14 protein-coding genes and 1 tRNA gene are annotated in these 15306 nt (G+C 60.7%); 5 read left to right on the forward strand and 10 right to left on the reverse strand.

What is annotated here, in order from left to right; translation table 11 throughout:
- Positions 1–96: 96 nt before the first annotated feature.
- Positions 97–498: a DNA-directed RNA polymerase subunit omega gene (rpoZ, locus tag NKJ09_RS12375; RefSeq protein WP_352481861.1), complete on the reverse strand. Its 402-nt coding sequence runs from the start codon at positions 496–498 to the stop codon at positions 97–99.
- 279 nt (positions 499–777) lie between these two features.
- Between rpoZ and NKJ09_RS12380 the strand changes: the two genes are divergently transcribed.
- Together NKJ09_RS12380 and NKJ09_RS12385 are read left to right on the forward strand one after the other, a co-directional pair.
- Positions 778–1359, forward strand: coding sequence for a LabA-like NYN domain-containing protein (locus NKJ09_RS12380; protein WP_023719891.1), 582 nt, complete (start codon positions 778–780; stop codon positions 1357–1359).
- Positions 1356–2114 (forward strand): uracil-DNA glycosylase, encoded by a 759-nt coding sequence (locus tag NKJ09_RS12385; protein ID WP_352494845.1) that lies wholly within the window; start codon positions 1356–1358, stop codon positions 2112–2114. Before NKJ09_RS12380 ends, NKJ09_RS12385 begins: the two co-directional genes overlap by 4 nt.
- On the opposite strand, the gene NKJ09_RS12390 is transcribed toward NKJ09_RS12385, so the two are convergent.
- The 4 genes from NKJ09_RS12390 to dapA form a co-directional block, all read right to left on the reverse strand.
- Positions 2064–2585 (reverse strand): hypothetical protein, encoded by a 522-nt coding sequence (locus NKJ09_RS12390; RefSeq protein WP_352494844.1) that lies wholly within the window; start codon positions 2583–2585, stop codon positions 2064–2066. The two genes, NKJ09_RS12385 and NKJ09_RS12390, sit on opposite strands and share 51 nt — an antisense overlap.
- Positions 2586–2694: 109 nt before the next feature.
- Positions 2695–3423, reverse strand: coding sequence for a GH25 family lysozyme (locus NKJ09_RS12395; RefSeq protein ID WP_023719894.1), 729 nt, complete (start codon positions 3421–3423; stop codon positions 2695–2697).
- A 106-nt stretch (positions 3424–3529) separates the two neighbouring features.
- Positions 3530–4009, reverse strand: a complete 480-nt coding sequence (smpB, locus tag NKJ09_RS12400) for an SsrA-binding protein SmpB (RefSeq protein ID WP_023719895.1) — start codon at positions 4007–4009, stop codon at positions 3530–3532.
- Between the two features lie 25 nt (positions 4010–4034).
- Positions 4035–4916, reverse strand: a complete 882-nt coding sequence (dapA, locus tag NKJ09_RS12405; RefSeq protein ID WP_023719896.1) for a 4-hydroxy-tetrahydrodipicolinate synthase — start codon at positions 4914–4916, stop codon at positions 4035–4037.
- Between the two features lie 225 nt (positions 4917–5141).
- Here dapA and NKJ09_RS12410 point away from each other — a divergent pair, with 225 nt between their 5' ends.
- Positions 5142–7175, forward strand: coding sequence for a lytic transglycosylase domain-containing protein (locus tag NKJ09_RS12410; protein WP_352494886.1), 2034 nt, complete (start codon positions 5142–5144; stop codon positions 7173–7175).
- 381 nt (positions 7176–7556) lie between these two features.
- Positions 7557–8450: an alpha/beta fold hydrolase gene (locus NKJ09_RS12415; RefSeq protein ID WP_023719897.1), complete on the forward strand. Its 894-nt coding sequence runs from the start codon at positions 7557–7559 to the stop codon at positions 8448–8450.
- A 306-nt stretch (positions 8451–8756) separates the two neighbouring features.
- On the opposite strand, the gene NKJ09_RS12420 is transcribed toward NKJ09_RS12415, so the two are convergent.
- The 4 genes from NKJ09_RS12420 to NKJ09_RS12435 all read right to left on the reverse strand — a co-directional run bounded on the left by NKJ09_RS12420 (position 8757) and on the right by NKJ09_RS12435 (position 11771).
- The gene (locus NKJ09_RS12420) at positions 8757–9815 is read right to left on the reverse strand and encodes a site-specific integrase (protein WP_198030509.1); all 1059 of its coding nucleotides are present in this window, start codon (positions 9813–9815) and stop codon (positions 8757–8759) included.
- A gap of 236 nt (positions 9816–10051) precedes the next feature.
- Positions 10052–11236, reverse strand: coding sequence for a porin (locus NKJ09_RS12425; protein ID WP_023719899.1), 1185 nt, complete (start codon positions 11234–11236; stop codon positions 10052–10054).
- A gap of 98 nt (positions 11237–11334) precedes the next feature.
- Positions 11335–11586, reverse strand: coding sequence for a GIY-YIG nuclease family protein (locus NKJ09_RS12430; RefSeq protein ID WP_023721031.1), 252 nt, complete (start codon positions 11584–11586; stop codon positions 11335–11337).
- Between the two features lie 94 nt (positions 11587–11680).
- Positions 11681–11771, reverse strand: a tRNA-Ser gene (locus NKJ09_RS12435).
- A gap of 449 nt (positions 11772–12220) precedes the next feature.
- Here NKJ09_RS12435 and NKJ09_RS12440 point away from each other — a divergent pair.
- Positions 12221–13372, forward strand: a complete 1152-nt coding sequence (locus NKJ09_RS12440; RefSeq protein WP_352481864.1) for a porin — start codon at positions 12221–12223, stop codon at positions 13370–13372.
- Between the two features lie 275 nt (positions 13373–13647).
- On the opposite strand, the gene NKJ09_RS12445 is transcribed toward NKJ09_RS12440, so the two are convergent.
- Complete coding sequence (locus tag NKJ09_RS12445) at positions 13648–15300, reverse strand: tetratricopeptide repeat-containing sulfotransferase family protein (protein WP_023718349.1); 1653 nt, start codon at positions 15298–15300, stop codon at positions 13648–13650.
- Between the last annotated feature and the right edge of the window lie 6 nt (positions 15301–15306).

Genomic DNA, 15306 nt, shown 5'->3' on the forward strand with positions numbered 1-15306 from the left:
ATGCTGAAATGAATCATGCGCCGCACTGGCGTACGGCGCATGTCATAGATAGCCACGAAACTGCCGACGCGAAAGTGTCGGCAGTTGTTGCTAAGATCAATAATCGTCGCTTTTTTCCGGCGGTACCAGCCCTTCGATGCCGGCCAACAGGTCTTCTTCGGTCATGCGATCGAAGGTGACGTTGTCCTCGGCGTCGTCGGCATCGGTGGCCGCAACAGTGCTGCCGGTCTGGTCGGCAATCGCCTCGCCATCGGCTTCCGGCTCGTCGACCTCGACATGCTTCTGCAGCGAATGGATGAGATCTTCCTTGAGGTCGTCCGGCGATAGCGTCTCGTCGGCGATTTCGCGGAGCGCAACGACCGGATTCTTGTCGTTGTCGCGAGGTACGGTAATCTGCGCGCCCTGGCTGATTTGACGGGCGCGGTGGCCGGCCAGGAGCACCAGCTCGAAGCGGTTGTCGACCTTGTCGATGCAATCTTCAACGGTTACGCGGGCCATGAGTTGCCCCTTTCATGCCTGGATTTGATGGAAAACAGGCGCGGTCCATAACCCGAACGCCGCCAAAATACAAGCTTTTATGGCGGTGCGCAGCTCTGACGCGGGCCGCCTGCGACGACGCAGCGCCGATCACAATTGCTTGCGGTGCCGGATGGTGCCTTGGATTGCCGTAAAACTGGCGTTATCTCGAACGATGAAGGCCAACAGGTCTATTATCAGACCGGCCGATAGTCGCCACGCATTTAGACGACCGCTTATTTCGAAAAAGGACATTTTTCCATGTTCGATCCTCGTGAAAAAATCGCTCTCTTTATCGACGGTGCCAATCTCTACGCCACCTCGCGCGCGCTGGGCTTTGACATCGACTACCGCAAACTTCTGTCGAGCTTCCAGAAACGCGGCTATCTGCTGCGCGCTTATTACTACACCGCGCTGGTCGAGGATCAGGAATACTCCTCGATTCGGCCGCTGATCGACTGGCTCGATTATAACGGCTTCAAGGTGGTGACCAAGCCAGCCAAGGAATTCACCGACTCGACCGGCCGCCGCAAGATCAAGGGCAATATGGATATCGAGCTGACCGTCGATGCGCTCGAGCTCGCCGATGTCGTCGACCATTATGTCATCTTCTCAGGTGACGGCGATTTCCGCACGCTGGTCGAGGCGCTGCAGCGGCGCGGGCGCAAGGTCTCGATCGTTTCGACCATGGCATCGCAGCCGCCGATGATCTCCGACGATCTGCGCCGCCAGGCCGACCATTTCATCGACTTGATGGCGCTCAAGAATGAAGTCGGCCGCGATCCGTCGGAGCGGCCGGTACGCCGGTCCGAGCCGGCCGAAGTCGACGAGGAAGACTATTGACGGTCGTTGCCTTGACCGCGCCCCTGGCCGCCTCTCCCGAACCCGATCGCGACTGCCCGCTTTGTCCGCGGCTGCACGACTTCATCGCCGAGTGGCGGCAGCGCGAGCCGTCCTGGTTCAACGCGCCAGTGCCGACCTTTTTGCCGCCGGAAGGCGAGGATGCGGTGCGCTTGCTGATCGTCGGGCTGGCGCCTGGCCTCCGCGGCGCGAACCGGACGGGGCGCCCCTTCACCGGCGATTTTGCCGGTGATCTGCTCTACAATACGCTGATCGCGCACGGCTTTGCGCGCGGCGAATTCAAAGCGCGACCAGATGACGGGCTGGAGCTTGTCGGTACGGCGATTACCAATGCGGTGCGCTGCGTGCCGCCGGAGAACAAGCCGGTTGGTGCCGAGATAGCCACCTGCCGGACGTTCCTGGTACCGACGATCGCCCGATTTCCAAACCTGCGCGCCGTGCTGGCGCTGGGCTCGATCGCGCACCAGTCGACCGTGCGGGCGCTCGGCCAGCGCGTCGCCGCCTATCCGTTCCAGCATGGTGGGCAGCAGCACGCCAATGGCATCGCGCTGTTTTCCAGCTATCATTGCTCGCGCTACAACACCAATACGGGCGTACTGACGCAAGCCATGTTCGTCAACGTTTTCAGTCAGATAGAAGCTTTTCTGAAGACTGAGAGCCGGACGACGCCCGCCGGCGCACAAGCCCTAGATTCGGGTGATCGCGAACAACCAGGCCAAGAGATCCAGCAACCATAGTAACAGTGCAAGCTGCAGCGCGACGCGCAGGCGTTGGATGATCCGCCAATTGCTGGCCATGTCGGATTTGATGCGCAGCGCAAGCGCTCGGTGCATCCCATCCATGGTTGCGGGAGGATGCTGATCGACGAAATCCTGGAGCAGCTTCTCGGGATCGAAACGGAACGTATAGTTATAATATGGCCACACCATAATCGCGACCAGCAGTCCGATAAGAAAAAGCAATGTCAGCGCCAGCCAGTCCCAAGGTCCTATGCCATCCAGGAGCGCCCTGCCTCCAAGGAGAGAACTCGCGAACGCAGTTGCAAAAATCAGATTTCCAGCGCGCGTATTGAGACTTTCAACCACGCCCTGCTGGTGTTGGAGGCCACGCACCGCCTCCGCATAGACAAACGCCAGGCGGGGATCCCCACCGTCCGTCGCAGCAGGCGGGGCGTTGCTGTCATTGGCTGATGAAGGGCGCTCCGGCATCAAATGTACTTAGCACGGCGCCGCCTGCGATATGAATAGCCACCTTGGCGAAGGCTTCGTCGTTCCCGTCATCGCCCACTGAGGGTGCTCTCGCTGGACAGGAATAGCGTCAATCCGACGCCGTCGCTTCAGGCGCTGCGGCAAACAACGCGGCCAGCGTCGCCGGCCCGCCTTGGAGAACATTCAGGTCGACGTCGCCGCTGATGCCGTCGACGCGGCCCCGGTTGTGGTACTGCCAGTAAATCCAGTCGTTATGGCCTGGCCGCAGCGCCAGCGAACGCAGCCAACGCGGGCGGCCGGCTATCTGCCCGGCATAGGCTTGCGCGGCCTCGTCGGTCACATAGAGGATCGCCGTCTTGCCGAACGCTGCTTCGACCGGGCCGAGGAAGGCTGAGAGTTCGGCGCTCAACTGTTCGGGAGTTGGCCGCTGCGGGCAATTGCCGCCGAACTCGATGTCTACCACCGGCGGCAGCAAAGGCTGATCGCGCGGCACCACCGAGATGAAGTTGCGTGCCTGATCGGCACCCGGCCTGCAGAAGGTGAAGAAGTGATAGGCGCCGACGGCAAGGCCGGCGGCGCGGGCCGCACGCAAATTGGCGGCGAAGGCATCGTCGACATGGTCGCCGCCTTCAGTTGCCTTGATAACGGCGAAGGCGACATCGTCGGCGGCAACACGCCGCCAGTCGATCTGCCGCTGATGATGGGAAACGTCGATGCCCCTGACCGGATATTTGCCGCGGTCCGGAGAAAACGTCTGGAAGTAGGCATAGCCGCCGGCCAGGACGAGGCCCGCCAGGAGCAGACCGGCCGCGCCCCACAAGACGATCCGGTTTTTCAAACGAGACCTATCCCTATTGGTCCGCCCTGCCCTCCGCCATGGCTCCGGGCGTTCGTCGCTCGAAAAGCCAAATCACTGGCTTTTCGTCCGCTTCGCGGACCTCTGCTCACCCTCGCTCTTTCAGCAGCCGGCCCTTCTCGCGCGACCAGTCGCGCTGCTTTTCGGTCTCACGCTTGTCGTGCAGCTTCTTGCCACGGCCGACGGCGAGCAGCACCTTCGCCCGCCCTTGGTCGTTGAAATAGATCTTCAGCGGCACCAGCGTCATGCCTTCGCGGTCGACGCTCTGCGACAGCTTGGCCATCTCGCGCTTGTTGAGCAGGAGTTTGCGGCGTCGGCGCGGCTCGTGGTTGAAGCGGTTGGCCTGCAGATATTCCGGCAAATAGGAGTTGATCAGCCAGATCTCGCCGCCCTCGACCGAGGCATAGCTGTCCTGGATGTTGGCCTGGCCCTGACGCAGCGACTTCACTTCGGTACCGGTCAGCACCAGGCCGGCCTCGATCGTGTCGAGCACCTCATAGGAAAACCGCGCCTTGCGGTTTTCCGCAACGGTCTTGTTGTTGGGATCGGCTTTTCTGACTTGATTCATGATGCGGAGAGGTGGCGCCTCATCCCTAATTTATCAAGCCGGCGTGCTTCATCGCCGCGTCGATCTTCTCGGCGGTCGACGGCTCGACCGTCATTAGCGGCGAGCGCAGCACGTTCTCGACCTTGCCCAGCTTCGACAGCGCATATTTCGCGCCGGAAACGCCGGGTTCCAGGAAAATCGCCTTGTGCAGTGGCAACAGACGGTCCTGCAGGTCGAGCGCCTTGGCGCTGTCGCCGGAAAGCGTCGCCTCCTGGAATTCGGCGCAGAGTCTGGGCGCGACATTTGCCGTCACCGAGATGCAGCCGACGCCGCCATGCGCGTTGAAGCCGAGGGCCGAGGCGTCCTCGCCGGAGAGCTGGATGAAATCCTTGCCGCAGGTGGCGCGCTGCTCCGAAACCCGCTCGACCTTGCCGGTGGCATCCTTGACGCCGACGATGTTCTTGAAGTCGTGCACCAATTGCCCCATCGTCTCCGGGCTCATGTCGACCACCGAGCGGGGCGGAATGTTGTAGATGATGATCGGCAGGCTGGTAGCCTTGGCGACGGCGGCGAAATGCGCGTAGAGGCCGCGCTGCGTCGGCCTGTTGTAATAGGGCGTGACGACAAGGGCCGCGTCGGCGCCCGCCTTCTCGGCATACTGGACCAGGCCAACCGCCTCTTCGGTGTTGTTGGAGCCGGCGCCGGCAACGATAGGAACCCGGCCCTTGGCGACCTCGATGCAGACCTTGACGACTTGGCGGTGCTCGTCATGCGACAGCGTCGGCGACTCGCCTGTGGTGCCGACAGGGACCACGCCCGTCGTGCCTTCGGCGATCTGCCAGGCGATGAAGGCGCGAAAGGCTTTCTCGTCGAAACGGCCGCTCTTTTCGAACGGTGTGACGAGCGCGGTCAGCGAGCCTCTCAGCATGTCGTCCAACTCCTTGGGGACTTTCGGGTTTGTCGTGCGCGCCTTCTAGCCGAAAGCGAAGCGGCGCACCATAGTCTCGACATTGTTGCGCGGCAAGCATTGCGCCAGCAATTGCAATTCGAATGACCTCGAGAAGGTTTTCTTTACGGGCCCTTCATCACAGACGAGTAAGCTTCAATTCATCTGTGTCTGTTGTAGCGTCGAAGAACGGGGATGACCAAATCCATGCCGATCAGGCGGCCTCATCTTTTCGCGCTTATCGGCGCGATCGTCGCCCTGATTCCCGGCGCGGCGATCGGCAGCAGCGTCGATGTGCAGGTTACGTCGGCGATTCCGATGACCGAGCCGCAGAACGATGCGGTGCAGCAGTCCCCGTCCGCGAGCGTCGCGGTGCTGAAGAGCGGTCTCGATGCGCTGGCGGCAAACGACATTGCGCGCGCGCGCCAGGTGCGCGAAGCGCTGCCGGCCAAATCGCTCGACCGGCACATCCTTGCCTGGGCGATCGCGCTCTATGGCGGCGACCAGGTGCCGAGCGGCGACATCGCCGATGCGGCAAAGATGCTGCCGAACTGGCCGGGTACGATCGCCTTGCGCAGGAACAGCGAGCGCGCGCTCTATCGCGAGAACCCCACGCCGCAGATCGTGGTGCGGGCGTTCGACGGCAGCCAGCCGCTGACCTTCGAGGGCGTGCTGATCCTGGCCCGCTCCTATGTAGCGCTGGGCGATACCAAGGCGGCGCGCTCGGTGCTGTCGCCATTCTGGCGCACCGAAAAGCTCGAAGCCAGGGACGAGGCGGCGGTCATTCGCGAGTTCGGTGCGCTGATCCCGGCCGCCGACCATCGCTTCCGCATGGAGCGCATGTTTTATGCCGACCGGGTCGCTTCGGCGCTGCGCGTCGCCGGTCTCGCCGGCGCCCAGCAATTGGCCGATGCCTGGGCGGCGGTCACCAAAGGCGACAAGAACGCGGCCAAGCTGCTGAAGGCGGTGCCGGCAGCGCAGCGGGCGGCCGGCTATCTCTTTGCCGAAGCCGAATATCTGCGCAAGCAGCAGAAATTTTCCGACGCCGCCGCGCTGGTGATGAAGGCGCCGGGCGACCGCGACGCTCTGGTCGATCCGGACGCCTGGTGGGTCGAGCGCCGGGTGCTGTCGCGCGAGCTGGTCGACCAGAGCGACATGAAGACCGCCTACAGAATAGTCGCCGCGCATGCCGCCGAAAGTCCCGCCAATGCTGCCGAGGCGGAATTCCATGCCGGCTGGTACGCGCTGCGCGGCCTCAAGGACCCGAGCATCGCCGCCAAGCATTTTGCGCGAATCGCGGAGCTCGCCCAAGGGCCAATGTCGCTGTCGCGCGCCTATTATTGGCTCGGCCGCGCCGCCGAAGTCGGCGGCCCCGGCAATGCCAAGGATTATTTCAGCCGCGCCGCAAGCTACGGCACGACCTTTTACGGCCAGCTCGCCGGCGAGCGCGTCGGCCGGCAGACCCTCAACATCGTCTACCCCCAGCCAAGTGCCGCCGACCGCCAGAATTTCGCCACCCGCGAGGCGGTCAGCGCCATCAAGCGGCTGCAGGAGGCCGGCTATGACCGCTATGCCGAGACGCTCTACCGCGACCTCGCCGGGCAGCTGAACAACCCCGGCGAACTGGCGCTGCTTGCGGTGTTGGCGGAAAGACAAGGCAACCATTTCATGGCGCTGAAGATCGGCAAGATCGCCGGCGCCCGCGGCATCGATGTCGGCGCGCTGTCGCATCCGCTCGGCGTCATTCCCGACACCGCCAACATCTCCGGCTCGGGCAAGGCGCTGGCCTATGCGATTGCCCGCCAGGAAAGCGAGTTCAACATCGGCGCAATCTCCAGCGCCGGCGCGCGCGGACTGCTGCAACTAATGCCAGGCACCGCCAAGCAATTGGCGAAGAAGGCCGGCATGACATTTTCTCAGGCCCGGCTGACCACCGATGCCGGCTACAATGCAACGCTGGGCGCTGCCTTTCTCGGCGAGCAGCTCGGCCGTTTCGACGGCTCCTACGTGCTGACCTTCGCCGGCTACAATGCCGGCCCCGCCCGCGCCGCCCAGTGGGTGGCGAAATACGGCGATCCGCGCGGCAAGGACGTCGATGCCGTCGTCGACTGGATCGAGCGGATTCCCTATACGGAAACAAGAAGTTACGTCCAGCGCGTGATGGAGAATTACGAGGTCTACAAGATGCGTATCTCCGGCAAGTACGACATTGTCGGGGATCTGGTGAACGGCCGGGGGTGACGACCGGGCTTCAAGCCAAGTTTGCCGGTCACAGCGTATTTTGTTCTTGCTTTGTGCCGGCAGCTATGCTACTAATTTAACCATAGTGCTGATTCGCACCGACGACCCGCCCAACGAGGCGGGTTTTTGTTTCAGGCTTTGAAAGTTCCGGACGTCGAGTTGGCGGACAGCGGCCCGCCCTGTCCTGCCGGACATCTCCCCAAGGGTCCCAGCTTCGTGGACAGTGCCTTTCTGCATCCGACGAAACTTGGCGAAAGCGACGATGACAGCCAATCTCCCCCTTGAGGGACCCTGCAACTTCGGCGCCTCCCCTATTTGACCCTACCGGCCCCTCGCCTGTAGCAGTTGAAACAAGCCAGCAGCGAGAGGAACGGAGTCCACATGGCAACCGAGCAGGGTTTCTCCGATTTCTTCTACGCCGCGCCGGACGGGCTGTCCCTGCACGCCCGCATCTACGGCGAAGCGAATTCCGGCCGCTGGCCAGTCGTTTGCCTGCCCGGCCTGACCCGCAATTGCCGTGATTTTCACGAGCTGGCGCTTTATCTGTCGACGCAGGCGAAGCGCAAGGTCGTCGCTTTCGACTATCGCGGGCGCGGGCAGTCCGCCTACGATGCCGATATCGGCCATTACAATATCGGCATCGAAGCTGGCGATATTCTCGCCGGGCTGGCGGCGCTGAGCATCGAGGAGGCTGCCTTCATCGGCACGTCGCGCGGCGGACTGATCATCCATGTGCTCGGGGCGATGCGGCCGGCCGTGCTGAAGGCCGTCGTCCTCAACGACATCGGCCCGGTGATCGAGACGCAAGGGCTCGCCCATATCCGCTCCTATCTCGACCCCGCGCCCAGGCCGAAGGCGTACGCAGAGGTGGTCCGCGGCCTGCGCAGCACCCATGGCGCCGATTTTGCGGCGCTGACCGATGCGGATTGGGAGCGGATGGCGTCAGCCCTCTACCGCGAGACCGAGGAGGGATTTCTGCCCGATTTCGATCCGAAACTGGTCGATACGCTGGCGGGCCTCGATCCCAGCCGGCCGATGCCCGATCTTTGGCCACAGTTCGACGCGCTGGCGGCCATCCCAATGCTCGTCATACGCGGCGCCAACTCGAAGCTGCTGTCCGCCGAAACGCTCGAGCAGATGCGGACGCGCCATACCGATATCGAGACGATCACCGCTGACGGCCAGGGGCATGCACCGTTTTTGGAGTCCGGGATCCTGCCGGGCAGGATCGCTGGTTTTTTCGATCGGGTGGAGCGGCGGAGCGGTTGGAAGTAAAACCACGGTAAGTTTAAGTAACTCTCTGCCTTATCTTGTACCTGTGAAGCATTCTGGCAGCGATTAACAGCTCTGCTGGCGTCCCGGAGAATAATTGTTGGATGTCGGCGCCGCCCCTCATCCGCCTGCTGGCACCTTCTCCCCGTGTAGTGACGGGAGAAGGACAGACGGCCGCAACGCTGACGAACTCCCCTCTCCCCGTTTTTTCACGGGGAGAGGGTAAGGGTGAGGGGCAGCGCCGACTTGATGTATTGGCCTGCAATCCGTTGTCAGATCGACCGACTTACGCCAGATCCACCCAAACCGTCAGGATTTGGCGCTTCTCTTCGCGGGCTTTGGTGCCTTGCTTGCGGCCGGCTCACCTTTTGGTTCCCGCCTTGCCGAAGGTGGAGAGGACAACGGACTTGCCCCGCCGTCGTCCGAACCACTGTACCGCGGCGTCTCAAGCACGGTGACGCAACCGTCGAGATCGTTGGTGGCCAGATGGGCGTAGCGCATGGTCATGGACAGCGTCTGGTGGCCGAGCCACATCTGCACACGCCTGATATCGATGCCGCCCTGGACGAGACGCGAGGCGCATGTATGGCGCAATATGTGCGGCACGACCTGATCGTCGGCGCCAAGCCCGACTTCGGCCTTGGCATCGTTCCAGATGGCACGAAACTGCGCCTGGCTAAGCTTGGTGAACGGGCCTTTAGGCCGGCGGCCCTCGGTGGCCGGCAGCTTGATCACCTCTTTTACCCGCTCGGTCATCGGGATGGTGCGGCTGCGGCCGGACTTGGTGATCCAGAAACTGACGCGGTGCTCCTGGATATCGTTCCAGATCAAGCCCAGCGCTTCGCCGAGGCGGCAACCGGTGTCGACGAGAAAGACGGAAAGCCGATAGGCGTCCTCGCTGCGGCTTTTGATGGCGGCAAACAGCCGAGCCTCCTCGTCCCTTTCGAGGAAACGAATCCGTCCCGCCCGCTCTTTCTGGCGGCGGAACTCGGGCAGGCTGTGGATATCCCCCATCTTGTGAGCCTTGCGCAGCAGTTTGCTGAGGGCAGCCATCTTCCGGTTGATGGTTGCGTTGCTGTTGCCGCGCTGGCGCAAGGTGCCGATAAGGTTGTCGAGGGTGCTTTGGTCAAAGGCGCTGAAACGCTCCCCAAGGAGAATCTCGTCTATTTCGCCGATGAACGAGCTGACATTGTACTTATGCCGCCCATCATCCCAAAGTATATCCCGGTATGCTGAAAAAAGTTCTCCGATCCTGTGCGACTTTACTTCTCGTATCTTGTTGTAACTGTATTTTATCTTTGCAGTTTGAGAAGAAAACATCGAAAAATGATCAGAGGTCCCTCCCTCTTGAATCGCATCGTTCGTCATTATTCGCCACACCCCCGAGTGGATAGGCCTAGACCTACCTGCTTGGCGGTGCCCTTTCAAGAGTTTTAAGCGTTGCGGCCGATTTCATCCACCAGTGGTGGATCCCAACGACATCGTTCCACAACCCTGTTCAGCTACCGAACCCCCTTTTCCTTCTGTTTGCTACCAGTCGCGAAAATAAAACAGCCCGGGCGTTGAAGCGCCCGGGCTGGATTTCAGTTGCTTAAGTCCAGCCCTTAGAACGAGCGCTGGAAGCGGAGGACACCGCCGATGCTGTTTTCGTCGGTAGCACCGGTCCAATTGTCGAAATTGTTGTCACCGAAGTGCAGGTAGTCGACTTCGGCCGTGATCGTGAAGCCGGGAACGATGTCGTAGGCAATGTTCGCCGCGATGCCGACGTTCTCGCCTTCGTCATACGCCGCCTGAAGGTTGAACGAGGTCTTCTCGTTGATGGTGTAAGTGCCACCACCCCAAACTGCCCAGTTGCCGCTCCACTGCTTGTAGAAGTTGCGTGGGATATTGTCGTCCGAACCGTAGCCGGCCATCAGGAACAGCGTCAGGTTCTGCATCGGCGTCACGTCCAGGCGAGCCTTGCCTGTCCATTCTTCCACTGCGCTGTCATAGGCAATGACGCCCGAGATCGAACCCCAGCCCTGCGTGTATTTCACGCCGCCGACGACATATGGAACATAGCTGTCGATCGAATCGTGACCCAGGTGGAGCGCGGTGTTGTCGTCGTTGAGGATAAAGCCTTCACCGGTTTCCAACGACGCCACGGCCGAGAAGCCGTTGCCGGCATCGAAGTAGTACTGGATGACGTTGGTGTCGAAGCCGCCGTAGGGAACCAGCGTATCGTTGATGACGTTGCCGGCGTAACCGGTGAACGTATTGAAGGCCGTTTCGTCCTTACCGACGCGGAGACCACCGAGCTGGATCCAGGCGAAGTTCAGCGAAACGCCTCTGCTGCCAAAGCTGGAGAATTGTGCATCAGGGGTGGCCGGGTTGCCGTCGAGATCGACCCCGTGATAACCGGTTCCCCAGTTGAAGCGGGTCTCGGTGTAGGTCTTCAAGGTGCCCATCTCGGTTTCCTGGCCGGTATAGGTCCTCAGCGTGAAGCGAGCCTGCTTGAAATAGCCGTCGTTGACATCGTCCCTGCCTTCCAAGGCTTCCGAAAGGTCTTGGTAACGGGCACCAGTGAACGCGCCCGCATCGCCGGCGGAGATGTCATAGCGGACGTAGCCGCCGATGCGCATGCAGATTTCGGTGCCGGGGATGTAGAAGTAGCCAGCGCCGTAGACGTCGCAAATCTTGACGTATTCAGCGGGTTCCGGCTCGGCGACGACGACGGCGTCGGCGGCGCGCGCACCGGAAACTGCGATCAGTGCCGCAGCGGAGCCGAGAAGAAGGCTCTTGATGTTCATTTTCTGACCTCCAGTCAGAATCGAGGGCGGAGGTCGGCAAAAAGCAGCTCGTTCGGCTGTTTTTATTTATATTTTCAAATAGATAAGTCCTAAGGCCGTCAGTGAGGCCCTGTCCGCCAAAAACGCTTACTGGCGAAGGCCTTGCCTGAACCGGTCTTGAAATATCGCTCGAGTTGCCGTGCGTTGGCCTCGGTTTCAACCCCGATGTAGGACTTCAAAGTTACAGGCAGATAGGCCTTGGTCGAAGTCACATAGCCTGATCGATGCGATTCGAAGCGGCGCCGAAGGTCGTTGGTCGACCCGACGTAGACATCGCCGTTACGAAGTTGCAGGAAATAGACGTACCACATAGTCCCCCTACGCTACTTCGTAGCTTCGGGCGACACCCTACGCCCAAAATGCGGTTCCGGGTGGCCTGCCACCCGAAGCCCGCAGGGCGTAGGGTGGCGGAGAGGATGGGATTCGAACCCACGAGAAGCTTTTGACCTCTACTCCCTTAGCAGGGGAGCGCCTTCGACCACTCGGCCACCTCTCCGTTGCGCCGGTGGATAAAGAAAAGCGCCGGCACAATCAACAAGCTGGCGCTATTATCCTTGAAAAATCGACCCTTCGCCAAAGCGCCGCCCAGCGATGTGGCGATTCTGCGGCGATTCCCTGGTTCGCGACTCGCGCCATGGTCACATTTCGGGCCGACCATCGCCGGAATCCGCCGTTTGCAACGGCTTGCGAAGGGCTGTTGGTTAACGGGAGCTTTCGGAGTGAGGCCAAATCGTGTCATTTGTGCAACAACGCCGGGGTATAGCGCCAACACAAACCTTTTGCCGGTACGATCGTGGTTGAACGCCGCCGTCTCATGGGTAATGTCGGGTTTGAAGGAGCGGCGCGGTGCGCATCTTTTTCGGTAGTGGGGATGGGGCAGGGAACGCTGTCCTTCAGCAAAGAATACCCAGACCCGTTTTTTAACTTTTGACTGGAGGTCAGAAAATGAACATCAAGAGCCTTCTTCTCGGCTCCGCTGCGGCACTGATCGCAGTTTCCGGTGCGCGCGCCGCCGACGCCGTCGTCGTCGCCGAGCCGGAACCCGCTGAATACGTCAAGATTTGCGACGTCTACGGCGCTGGCTACTTCTACATCCCAGGCACCGAAACCTGCCTGCGCATCGGTGGCTATGTCCGCTATGACATCGGCATCGGCGACGTCGGCTCCTTCGACGGTGCGAAGACCACGGACCAGATGGACGGCGGCTCGCAGGATACCTACTACAAGCACGCCCGATTCACGTTGAAGACCTGGACCGGCCAGGAAACCGAGCTCGGCACCTTGAAGACCTACACCGAGACCCGTTTCAACTGGGGTAACCACAACGATTATCTTGATGACAACTTTAACGGCGGTACGAGTGTTTCGCTGAACTTTGCCTGGGTCCAACTCGGTGGTTTGCGCGTCGGCAAAGACGAATCGGCCTTCGACACGTTCATCGGCTACGCCGGCAACGTCATCCAGGATACGCTAGTCCCCTATGGCGGCTTCGACACCAATGTCGTCCAGTACTACTTCGACGCCGGCAACGGCTTCTCGGCCGTGGCTTCGTTGGAAACCGGTTCGGGCAGTGCCGATGCGGATCCTGGCATTTTCCAAGACAGCAACAGCGGCAATGATTCGATCGACAGCTATGTTCCGTATGTGGTCGGCGGTATTAAATACACGCAGGGTTGGGGCTCGATCACCGGTGTTGCCGCCTATGACAGCACTTGGGAAGAGTGGGCCGGCAAGGTTCGCGTCGACGTTACGCCGATACAGAACCTGACACTGTTCGTCATGGCCGGTTACGGTTCGGACGACAACATCGACCGCAACTTCTATAAGCAGTGGGGCGGCAACTGGGCAGTTTGGGGTGGTGGCACCTACACCATCAACGAGAAGACCTCGTTCAACCTCCAAGCATCGGTTGACGACGACAAGAACTACGGCGTCGCCGCGAACATCGCCTACGATATCGTTCCCGGCTTCACGATCACTGCCGAAGTCGATTGGGCTCGCGACGGTCAGTTTGATAAAGCCTACGATCGCAACTGGACCAATGCCGACGACAAGGACAGCGTCGGCGGGATGCTGCGCTTCCAGCGCTCATTCTAACAATCCGAACCTGATTGAGATCGAACCCGGCGGGCCAACCGCCGGGTTTTTCGTATCGGGCGACGCAGCTAACAACTCTCGGTGCATGAATACAGGCTGCCACTGAATACCTATCGCAGGGCTGAGCTGGTCAATTGTAATGCTCGCCGCGCCCGCTTGTCCGAACGTGCAAAAAATGAAGATCTTGGCACGATCTGAAGGGCTGGCCTACAGGATCAACGGATCTCGACAGCAAGTCACCGTCGACCTCGGCCTGCCGAACGCCACCCACTCGTTCAAAGTTCGGCTAGATCTCCCAAGGCGTGAATCAGCGGCTGAATTGTGCTCTCATATTTTTTCCAGCGCTTGACCGATGATGTATAGATCGGCTGCCGCACCTGCCAGCGGCTGGGGGTATTGACCGACCTGTCCTTCTCGAAAAAGCGCAGGCAGGAATCGTCCCAAGGCAAGCCGAGATGATCGATGAGACGGCGCGACTGCGCCTCCTGATCCGCAATCAGCGTCTCGTAGCGGCTTTCGAAAATACGTCCGGGAAAGACCTTATTCCAATGCCGCATCAAGCGATCATATTCACGGTAGTATAGGCCGAGTGTCTCAAGGTCGGCGTTGTAGCCGTGGTCCTTGGTGAAATGCAAGACGAAGCAGGACACGCAATTGTCGATGGCATCGCGCCGGCAATGAATGATGCGCGCGTGGGGAAAAAGAATTCCAATCACTCCGATAAACTCGAAGTTGTGCGGCATCTTGTCGACTATGCGGAGCGCGGCAGGCGCGTGCTGGCGCAGATAAGACAGGTATTCTTCGGCCAGCGCCCTCGACTGATCCCTCGTCATCGACATGATCGAACTGCGCAGGTCCTCATCCGATTGTGTTCTAAAGCCCATCGAGTTCGCGATTCGGCGCAGCTTCGTAAGCTCCCCGGCGCCATGGACATCCGGATGGCTTGCGCAGATCTGCTCGGTCAGCGTCGTCCCCGACCGGGGCATGCCCAGCACAAACACAGGCACTTCGGATGGACTGCCGTGGCCAGCCTTGGCTTCCAATAGTGACGGGCTGAATATCTCGATCATGGAATCGACACTTCGGCGGTAGTACTCCAGGTCGAAATCGTGACCAGCGGCCTTTTTTGCCTTCTGGAAGTGATCCATCGCCTCATCGTAGCGCTCGAGATCGTTCAGCACTTTGCCTGCGGCGTGATGGAGCTGGGATGCAGCAACCGGTTCGAGCCTGGGATTGGAGAGTTCGCGCAGGATAGAGTCGAGCTCGGCAGGTTTTTCGGTGAACTTTTGCGTGTCGACCAGGTAGTTGTAGGCTGCCCCAACATCGACGCGACGTTCTATTGCCTGATTGAGATAGGCTCTGGCTTCGTCCATGCGACCGAGGCTGGCGAGCGCACCAGCCAGACCAATTCGGACCATGGGATGGTCGCCGTTGATCTTCAGTGCCTTCTCGTAAAGGGGCAAAGCCATCTCGGCCTTGTCGAAGTTGACGTAGGCACGCGCCAGTCCGCAAAGCGCTTCCACCAGATCGGGCTTCAATTCGCAGGCGCGCTGCAGGTGCCTGATAGCAAGCAAGCTGTCGCCAAGCTTCAGACCGGCCTCTCCCAGGCTAAGGTGGAAATACGGATTTTGAGGCGTCTGGCTTACTGCTCGTGCAAAATATTTGAGAGCCAACTCATCGTCGATACCGAGCCCCAGCGTGCCGAGGATGTACAGCGAAAGCGGGTGGTTTGGCGTGCGGGCGAGAACGCGATGGCATAACTCCTCGGCCTCTGGAAGCCGCTTGGCTTGCTGGAGTTCGAGCGCCTGTCGCAACAGCATGTCGTCAGCTTGCGCGCGCGACGGCGGTTTCGCTTTCGGCGGCTGCACTTTCGGCGCCGGGCGGGACTTTATGTGTTTGGACCAAGCGGGCGGCAGTCGGTTGCTCATCATGTC

This window comes from Mesorhizobium sp. M0189 (assembly GCF_040322135.1).
GTDB lineage: Bacteria > Pseudomonadota > Alphaproteobacteria > Rhizobiales > Rhizobiaceae > Mesorhizobium.

Bases quoted from the DNA above. Each gene is read 5' to 3' on its own strand.
- rpoZ (WP_352481861.1), bottom strand. From the start codon at position 498: ATGGCCCGCGTAACCGTTGAAGATTGCATCGACAAGGTCGACAACCGC.
- NKJ09_RS12380 (WP_023719891.1), top strand. From the start codon at position 778: ATGTTCGATCCTCGTGAAAAAATCGCTCTCTTTATCGACGGTGCCAAT.
- NKJ09_RS12390 (WP_352494844.1), bottom strand. From the start codon at position 2,585: ATGCCGGAGCGCCCTTCATCAGCCAATGACAGCAACGCCCCGCCTGCT.
- smpB (WP_023719895.1), bottom strand. From the start codon at position 4,009: ATGAATCAAGTCAGAAAAGCCGATCCCAACAACAAGACCGTTGCGGAA.
- dapA (WP_023719896.1), bottom strand. From the start codon at position 4,916: ATGCTGAGAGGCTCGCTGACCGCGCTCGTCACACCGTTCGAAAAGAGC.
- NKJ09_RS12410 (WP_352494886.1), top strand. From the start codon at position 5,142: ATGCCGATCAGGCGGCCTCATCTTTTCGCGCTTATCGGCGCGATCGTC.
- NKJ09_RS12415 (WP_023719897.1), top strand. From the start codon at position 7,557: ATGGCAACCGAGCAGGGTTTCTCCGATTTCTTCTACGCCGCGCCGGAC.
- NKJ09_RS12420 (WP_198030509.1), bottom strand. From the start codon at position 9,815: ATGACGAACGATGCGATTCAAGAGGGAGGGACCTCTGATCATTTTTCG.
- NKJ09_RS12425 (WP_023719899.1), bottom strand. From the start codon at position 11,236: ATGAACATCAAGAGCCTTCTTCTCGGCTCCGCTGCGGCACTGATCGCA.
- NKJ09_RS12430 (WP_023721031.1), bottom strand. From the start codon at position 11,586: ATGTGGTACGTCTATTTCCTGCAACTTCGTAACGGCGATGTCTACGTC.
- NKJ09_RS12440 (WP_352481864.1), top strand. From the start codon at position 12,221: ATGAACATCAAGAGCCTTCTTCTCGGCTCCGCTGCGGCACTGATCGCA.
- NKJ09_RS12445 (WP_023718349.1), bottom strand. From the start codon at position 15,300: ATGAGCAACCGACTGCCGCCCGCTTGGTCCAAACACATAAAGTCCCGC.